The organism is Streptomyces sp. MBT65 (assembly GCF_016612545.1).
Classification (GTDB): domain Bacteria; phylum Actinomycetota; class Actinomycetes; order Streptomycetales; family Streptomycetaceae; genus Streptomyces.
In genome coordinates this window covers 1-8,024 of the sequence record NZ_JAENRY010000489.1, presented here as the reverse complement: position 1 = coordinate 8,024, position 8,024 = coordinate 1, and the positions used below count along the sequence as shown (strand labels likewise).

Here is an 8,024-nt window from a genome sequence, read left to right as displayed (position 1 = left end):
GCTCGGGGTTCAGCGGGCGCTGTCGGCCCGGCTCACGCCCGGGGCCGGGTCCGGGGACGGGGAGGCGAGCAGGTGCGCCACCGAGGCCCACGCCCGCACACCGCCCAGGGCGCCGCTCACCTCCGCCGTACGCCAGGTGCCGGAGGCGGCGCGCAGCAGCCGGGCCCGTCCCAGCCGGGCCGTCACCACACCGCCCGCCTCCTGCGGGACACCGGCACCGTCGTCGGCCGTGACGCGGGTGCGCCGCATCCACAGGTTGTTGCTGTCGGCGCGCTCGACGCCGTCCAGGGTGTAGAGCAGGACCTGGCCCAGCTGCATGACGGCGACGAACGCGTCGATCATGGTGGCCGGCAGGCCGTCCGGGACCAGCTCGACCCGGGCCGACGCCCGCGGATCCTCCCCTCCCCCGCCGCCAACCCGCACACCGGTGAGCAACTGCCGGCGCGCGCCGTGCGGGACGCCGTAGGGCGCGTCGTTCCACGGCCCGGGCAGCTCCTCCGCCAGGTAGTACGAGCGGGGCGGGAGCGGCGGGCGGCGGCCCGGGCCGTGCCGGGCGTGCACCCGGGCCGACAGCGAGCCGATACGGCAGTCCAGGGTGGTCGACCACAGCGGCCCCGTGCTCTCGGCCGCCACGAGCCGGCCCTCGACCGGGAAGCTCTCCAGTCCCTCCTCGTCCGGACGCGAGCCGGCCTTGATGTCGACACGGCACACCTCGAAACGGGCGCCGGGCGCCGGCGAGCAGGCGTGGGCGGCGTACAGGCCGGTGAGCCGGGCGGCGAAGAGCATCACGTCGAGGGAGCTGAGATGAGGGGTCGGATACCGGTCGCCCTTGCGGGACCAGGCGGCGGGCAGCGCGAGATGGGCCGTGGCCCGGATGCCCGCACCGCCGCCGGCCGCGGTGGTGGCAGTGGCGGGGGTGATCGTGAGGTCGGTCAGCGAGTGTTCGACCCGTTTGAATCCCTCGCCGAGGAACCGCCGAGGAACCGGCCCTCGCGCGGGCCGAGGAAGTCGTCGATGGACGCGAGGTGCAGGGATGACACAGGTGCTCCTGTTCCCGCCGGGAGACCGGCCCCTCCGGGTTCGACGGCGGGAACGGCCGGCCCGTCCGCCGCGTCCGCGGTGACGGCCCCGGCGATGGGGCGTGGCTGTCCTGGTACGGAGGGGCGCACGGCCCGTGCGCGGGCGGCCGACGGGTGCGGCGCGTAGGCGCGGGCGAGGGCGTGAATCGGCTGCGGGTCTTGGCAGTTGGCCGCTGCTGAGGGGGCCCGGCCGTGGCCGCCGCGTGGCCCCCTCCGACCCGGCGGGCCGGCCGGCACGCGGTGGGGGTGGGACGCAGTGCCGCCGGGAAGGGTGTCGCAGCGTGCGGAATCCCCCGGGGCGAAGGTCTCTGCGCGTGGTGCTCTCCCCCGGGCGGATCCGTGCCCGTGTCCCGTGTCCCGTGTCGCCGGGAACCTGCCAGGCCCGGCAGGCCCGGCAGGCCCGGCAGTAGACAGTCAGGGCGTCCCCGGCAGTGAGAAACCCCTGCGGGAGACGTGGTCGCGGTCGCCCCGGCGTTGCGGCCCGGGGTGCCGGCGGGTCAGGTGATCGGGGCGGCGGGCCGGGTGGTGGCCAGGGCCGCGTGTCCGGCGAGGTGGATTGCGGTCAGGCGGGCCACGCGTTCGCCGAGGTGTTCGGCGGTGGCGATGTCCGCCTTGTGCACGGCGTCGGCGGGGAGGTCGCCGGGCGCGGTGGCGGCGGCGCCGTTGAAGTAGCCGAGCCGGTTGAGGTCGTTCTCGCTCTCGTGGCTCAGATGCCAGCCCGGGAGCAGGCCGAGGCTGACCCAGATCATGCCGTGCTGGGCGCCCAGGGTCGCGAAGTAGCCGAGGGTGGAGTCCTTGTCGCCCGCCTTGCAGGCGCCGATCGTGAACCCCGAGCCGAGTTTGTCCTTCCAGGCCTGGCGCGCCCAGCGCCTGCTGGTCGACTCGGCGAAGGCGTGGAACGCTCCCGACGCCGACCCCATGTAGGTGGGGGCCCCGAAGACGATCGCGTCGGCGCGGTCGAGGCTGTCCCACGCGGCGTCGTCCATGGCGCCGACGCCGACCATGCTCACCTCGGCGCCCGCGGACCGTGCGCCGGCCCGGACGGAGCGGGCCAGCACGTCGGTGTGGCCGCGGCCGGAATGGTAGGCGACGGCCACCAGCGGCCGGGGCGGGGATGGTGCGGGCATCGGGTGTCCTCCTCCGGACGCCGAGAGGGCGGGGTGGTTCATGGGTGTGCCGGGGCCCGTTCGTGCTCCATACGGAAGTCCTGGCGGCCGTACTCCCGGCGGGCCAGCTCGATGGCCTCGGCCGTGCTCATGACCGGTGTCCACCCGAAGATCCCGGTGATGGTCTCCAGCCGGTCGGCCATCGGGCCGCCGACCACGTGGCAGGGGATGCGCAGTTCCTCCAGGGTGGCCAGCAGCATCCGGTCGACGCTCGCGCGGAAGGCGTCGTTCATCGGCCGGTGGCCGTCGGGGGCGAGCGGCAGTTCGTGGCGCAGGTGGACGTAGGCGTCGTAGGTGGCCTTGACGTGCTGTCTGAAGGCCTGCCCGTACTGCTCGACGACCTCGCCGAAGAACACCATCTCCGGCGAGTCGACCGGCGGCGCCCCGCCCGCGGTGGTGTTGGGGTTCATGCCGTAGCGGCGGCGGCCCTCGCCGTAGAGCCACTCCTGCAGGGAGGACCCGTCGGAGACGAAGTCGTCGCCGAGCAGGGCCTCCTGGACCGCGCGGCCGGTGTGGCGGCGCAGGGTGAGCTGGAGGAACTGGGCCGGTGTCACGTCCGTGAGCCGCACCCCCGGCAGGGCCTGCGGCATGATCTCCCGGACGGTGCGGGCCAGTGAGCGCGGGATGCCGGTGTAGTGCGACAGCGCCATCACCGTCGAGGTCTTGCCCGAGGAGTAGGTCCCGGACACGGCTACCTTCATGACTGCTCCACCTCCGTCTCCATGGGGCCGGCCGGTTCCTACGCGGTCTTCACCGCGGTCAGGAGGGCCTGGACGGGGATGACGTCCGGGGGGATGTCGGCGGAGTCCCGGGTGAGGGCGCGGGTCACCTCGAAGCCGCACTCGCGCAGCCACCGCTCGTAGACCGAGAGTTTCTGCGGGCCGCCCTGGCCCATGGCGGCGCCGATGAAGAAGGCCGGGAAGAAGTCGACGTTGTAGTTGCCGGTGTCCTTGATGTCCTCCGGGTAGACCGGCACCAGGATGTTGACCGTGCCGCCGACCTCGAGGGACTTGTGGACGCCCTGCAGGATCCGGACCACGTCGTCCTTGTCGAACATGTCCAGGAAGTGCTTGACCAGGACGACGTCGTAGCCCCGGGGGATCTCGTCGAAGACGTTGCCGCCGATGAACGACAGCTGCTCCTGGAGGCCTTCGGCGCGGAAGTTGGCCAGCGCCTCGCCCTCCTTGTCGGGCAGGTCGAAGGTGGTCACCGTCAGGCCCTTCGAGGCCTTGTGGCGGTAGGTGTGGATGGCGCCCAGGCCGGTGTTGCCGGCGACGTCCAGGACCCGGGAGCCGGCCGGGACGTCGATGTTGTCGAAGAACCACGGGTCGATGTTGGCGGTGACGCCGTTCATCAGCCGCAGCCACGACTCGTTCAGGTCCGGGTGGTCGGCGACCGCGTCGTAGAGGGTGCCCTCGGCGCCGTAGAGCTCGCGCAGGCCGACGACGGTGCCGGTGCGGGCGGACTCGGTGAGGTAGAACAGCTGGCGCAGCGCGGTGACCTTGATCAGGTCCATGTAGGCCAGGGCCCGCTCCAGGTCGGCGACGGGGACGTCGGCGAGCGCGTCGAGGGTGTAGGTGCCGGCCGCCTCGTCGTGGGCGACGAAGCCCTCCTTGACCAGGAGGAACAGGAGCTGTTCCACGGCGTCGGGCTTGGTGCCGGCCGCTGCACCGAGCTCGGCGGCGCTCTGGCCGGGGCGCTCGCGCAGGGCGTCGACGATGCCGAGTTCGAAGCTGGCGAGCAGGCTCATGAACCGCGAGGGTCCGACCATGTACTCGCGCAGCCGGGCGAGCGTGGCGTGAGGTGTCACGGCGTCAGCCTTTCGGGTCGGTGGGGCGGGGCGCGGGGCTCTGCCCGGGCGGAGCGGTGAAGCGGCGGGCCAGTTCCAGGCGCTGCACCTTGAGGGTGGCGGTCCTGGGCAGTTCGGCCTGCGGGATCTGCACGGGGTCGGCGAGCTGGGGGAAGGCCGCGGCCGCCGTGCGCCAGCGCTCCCGGTCCAGGGGGGCGTCGTCGTGGGTGCAGACCACCGGGACCGCCTCCCCGGCCGGGCCCTGGACCACGACCAGTTCGCTCAGCTCCTCCAGCGCGCCCAGCACGACGTCCTCGATCTGCAGGGAGCTGCGCACCCCGGGGATCATGTCGACCTCCCGGTCCAGCAGGTGCAGACAGCCCAGGCGGGTGACGTAGCCGACGTCGCCGGTCCCCCACCACTCGCCGTCGCGGTTGCTGTCGTAGCGCTCCTGCTCGCCGTGGTAGGTCCGGGCAAGGCCCGGCCAGGCGACCTGGATGCGGCCCGGGCGGGACTCGGTGGGGCGTTTCCCGTCCTTGCCCACGACGCGGATCCGGGCCGCGCCGCGGGGCATGGGCCAGCCCACGCAGCGGCCGTTGGCCTTGTGGGCGAAGGGGCGCAGATAGGCGCGGCCCACGGCCGGGCCGACCTCGCTCTGGCCGTAGATCTGGAAGAACAGGGCGCCGCGGCGGGCCGAGGCCTTCAGCAGCCGGCTCATGGTGGCGGGGTGGATGGCGTCGAAGGTGCTGGAGAAGACCTTCACCGACGCGAACGGCATCCTCGGGTCGCGGGTGAGGTGTTCCCACTCCATCAGGGAGTTGGGCAGCGCCTCGACGAGGGCCGGGCGGTGGGCCAGCAGGTGTTCGGCGACGACGGCGGGGTCGTTCTCGCGCAGCAGCAGCACCGGGTACTGCCGCAGCAGCGCCAGCGACATCGCCGCGACCATCCGGGAGTGGACGAAGGGCACGTGGATGGCGACGGTCTCCCGGCGGCGCAGCAGGGCCAGCAGCCGCCACTGCGGCACCAGCCGCACGGCCTGGGTGCGGGGGGTGTGGACGACGAGTTTGGGGATGCCGGTGGTGCCGGAGGTGTGGGTGACGACGGCGGCCTCGTCCAGGCCCCGCAGCACCGGCCGCACCCGCGGCGCGCCCGCCAGCCCGGCCAGCGAGACGGTGCCGGGGCGGTCGGCGGCCGAGGTGACCACCCGGCGGGTGAGACCGGCCAGGTCCACCCCGGCCAGGCGGTCCAGGGTGGGGCCGTCGGTGAGCAGCGTCGGGCCGCCCAGGCGGCCCAGCAGGACGCCCACGGTTGCCGCGTCCAGGGCCGGCGAGAGGTTCACCACGACCGCGCCGATCCGGGAGACGGCGCAGGCCAGCATCCAGTGGTCGGCGTTGGCCGTCTTGTAGATCACCACGTGCTCGCCGGGCCGTACCCCGCCCGCCCACAGGCGGGCGGCCAGGTCCTCGACGTGCCCGGCGTACTGGCCGACCGTCAGCCGGCGGCCCGCCTCGGGCAGGACGTCCAGGTCGTGGTCCAGGGTGATCGGCGTCGAGGGGTTCACGGCCGCGGCCGTCTCGGGCAGGAGGCCGATGTGCAGGCCGCGTTGTTGGATCGATCGGTAGGCGGTGGAGCCCTTCATCTGATTCCTCCGTGGATACTCCGCCCCTTTTGGCGCGGAGGGGAAAACGGACTCCTGCACAGGGCAGAGGCAGTCGTTCGACATGAGGGCGGTTTACCGGGTCACCGGCAACTGTCCTCAGACGGCTGCCTGCTGACGCGTTAGTTTGTGGCCGTGGCCACTCACGTGAAGCGGGCGTTCAAGTACCGCTTCTATCCGACCCACGCGCAGGCAGCTGAGCTGTCGCGCACGTTCGGGTGCGTGCGGAAGGTCTACAACCTGGCGCTCGCAGCCCGTACCGAGGCGTGGGCACGGCAGGAACGGGTCGGTTACAACGCCTCTTCCGCGATGCTGACGGCGTGGAAGAGGAGCGAGGAGCTGGCCTACCTCAACGAGGTGTCGTCAGTCCCGCTGCAGCAGGCGCTTCGGCACGTGCAGGCGGCGTTCACCCTCTTCTTCGCCAAGCGGGCCGGCTACCCGCGCTTCAAGAGCCGGAAGCAGTCCCGCAGGAGCGCGGAGTACACGACCAGCGCGTTCCGCTTCCGGGACGGTGAGCTGCGGCTGGCGAAAATGGCCGAGCCTGTGGCGATCGTGTGGTCCCGGCCCCTGCCCAAAGGCGCGAGCCCGTCGACAGTGACCGTCTCGCAGGACGCGGCGGGACGCTGGTTCGTCTCGCTGCTGTGCCGCGATCCGGGCGTGCAGCCGCTGGCCGCCACGAATGCGGCGGCAGGGATCGACGCGGGCCTGACCCACCTGATGACCCTCTCCACCGGGGAGAAGATCACCAATCCTCGGCACGAACGTGCCGACCGTGCCCGTCTCGCCAAGGCCCAGCGGGAACTGTCCCGCAAGGCCGGGGGCAAGGGAACCAACCGGGCCAAGGCCCGGCGCAAGGTCGCCCGCATCCATGCCCGCATCGCCGACCGCAGGCGCGATGGCCTGCACAAGCTGACGTCCCGACTCGTGCGTGAAAACCAAACGCTCGTGATCGAGGACCTGGCCGTGCGCAACATGGTCAAAAACCGTGGTCTCGCCCGCGCTGTCAGTGATGCGGCCTGGCGCGAGATGCGGGCGATGCTGGAGTACAAATGTGCCTGGTACGGAAGGAACCTCGTGGTCGTGGACCGCTGGTTCCCCTCCTCCAGGCTGTGCTCCCGCTGCGGCACCGTGCGGGCGAAGATACCGCTCGATGTCCGTGAGTGGACGTGTGACTGCGGGACGGTCCACGACCGGGACGTGAACGCGGCGAAGAACCTTCTGGCCGCCGGGCTGGCGGCATCTGTCTGTGGAGCCGGTGCAAGACCTCAACGGAGCACTCCGGGCGGGCAGTCGGCATCGAAGCAGAAAACCCCACGGCGCGAGCCGTGAGAAGCTCCCTCTTCTTCAAGAGGGAGCGAAGCCAAAGGGGTGTGTCTCCTTCGGAGGCACGCTGCGGGTGGGCGATGTGCGGGAGCCGCAGGGGCCGTGGCAACGGGTCTACGCGGCGCGGCGGGCGGCGGCCGTGCCGGTGTGGGTGCGGACCGCGGTGCGCAGGGCACCGGCGACGCGGGTGACCTGGTCCTCGGTCAGCTCGGCGTGCATGGGGATCGCGAGCTGGCGGGTGGCCAGGTCGAGGGAGACGGGGCAGCGCTGCTGCGCCTGGAACACGGGCTGGGTGTGGCCGGCGAACGTGCCGTGCCCGCAGCCGATGCCCTGGCCGCGCAGCGCGGTGGCCACCGCCCCCCGGTCCACCCGCTCATCCAGGGTGACCATGTAGGTCTGCCAGGCGTGGGTGCGGTCGGCGGGCACGTGCGGCAGCGTCAGCAGGTCCTCGCCGGCCAGGAGTTCGCCGTACTGGGCGGCGACGGCGGCGCGGCGGTCCAGAAGTTCGCCGATCCGGCCCAGCTGCACCTCGAGGATGGCGGCGGCGATGTCGGACAGCTTGAAGTTGTAGCCGATCTCGGTGAACACCGGGATCGGCAGGCCGACGACGTTGCCCATGTCGAAGATGCTGCCGATGCCGAAGGACGAGCGCAGCCGCGCGTCCGCCCCGATCTTCGGATCGGCGGCGAGCAGGGCGCCGCCCTCGCCGCTGCTGGCGCCCTTGCGGCCGTGGAAGGACAGGCAGCCCACCTCCGCCAGCGCGCCCGCCCGGCGGCCCTGGTAGGTGGCGCCGACGGCGCAGGCGGCGTCCTCCACCAGGAACAGGCCGTGGCGGTCGGCGATCTCCTGCAGTTCGGTGTAGTCGGCGGGCAGGCCCACCGTGTCGACCGCGACGATCCCGGCGGTGCGGGCGGTCACCAGGTCGGCGACCGCCCGCGGGTCGACGGTGTAGGTGTCGGGGCGCACGTCGGCGCCACCCCCGTCTTCGCCGACGTGCGCCCCGACACCTA

At 72.6% G+C, this 8,024-nt stretch carries 7 protein-coding genes; 1 reads left to right on the top strand and 6 read right to left on the bottom strand.

All coding sequences use genetic code 11. The features are described 5' to 3' along the window. Window positions 1-9: 9 nt before the first annotated feature. From JHN63_RS48895 to JHN63_RS48875, 5 genes are all read right to left on the bottom strand, one after another. Entirely contained in the window at window positions 10-936 is a 927-nt protein-coding gene (locus tag JHN63_RS48895) for an AvrD family protein (RefSeq protein WP_234478853.1), read from the bottom strand. Between the two features lie 640 nt (window positions 937-1,576). Then, entirely contained in the window at window positions 1,577-2,206 is a 630-nt protein-coding gene (locus JHN63_RS48890; protein WP_200691594.1) for a flavodoxin family protein, read from the bottom strand. Between the two features lie 38 nt (window positions 2,207-2,244). Beyond that, window positions 2,245-2,946, bottom strand: a complete 702-nt coding sequence (locus JHN63_RS48885; RefSeq protein ID WP_200691593.1) for an AAA family ATPase — start codon at window positions 2,944-2,946, stop codon at window positions 2,245-2,247. Window positions 2,947-2,984: 38 nt separating this feature from the next. After that, entirely contained in the window at window positions 2,985-4,055 is a 1,071-nt protein-coding gene (locus JHN63_RS48880; RefSeq protein ID WP_307782172.1) for a methyltransferase, read from the bottom strand. Between the two features lie 4 nt (window positions 4,056-4,059). Beyond that, window positions 4,060-5,673 (bottom strand): class I adenylate-forming enzyme family protein, encoded by a 1,614-nt coding sequence (locus tag JHN63_RS48875; RefSeq protein ID WP_200691592.1) that lies wholly within the window; start codon window positions 5,671-5,673, stop codon window positions 4,060-4,062. Between the two features lie 153 nt (window positions 5,674-5,826). On the opposite strand from JHN63_RS48875, the gene JHN63_RS48870 reads away from it, so the two are divergent. After that, window positions 5,827-7,020: an RNA-guided endonuclease InsQ/TnpB family protein gene (locus JHN63_RS48870; RefSeq protein ID WP_374223021.1), complete on the top strand. Its 1,194-nt coding sequence runs from the start codon at window positions 5,827-5,829 to the stop codon at window positions 7,018-7,020. A gap of 108 nt (window positions 7,021-7,128) precedes the next feature. Here JHN63_RS48870 and JHN63_RS48865 read toward each other — a convergent pair. After that, the coding region (locus tag JHN63_RS48865) for a DegT/DnrJ/EryC1/StrS aminotransferase family protein (RefSeq protein WP_200691590.1) at window positions 7,129-8,024 on the bottom strand (896 nt) is incomplete at its 5' end.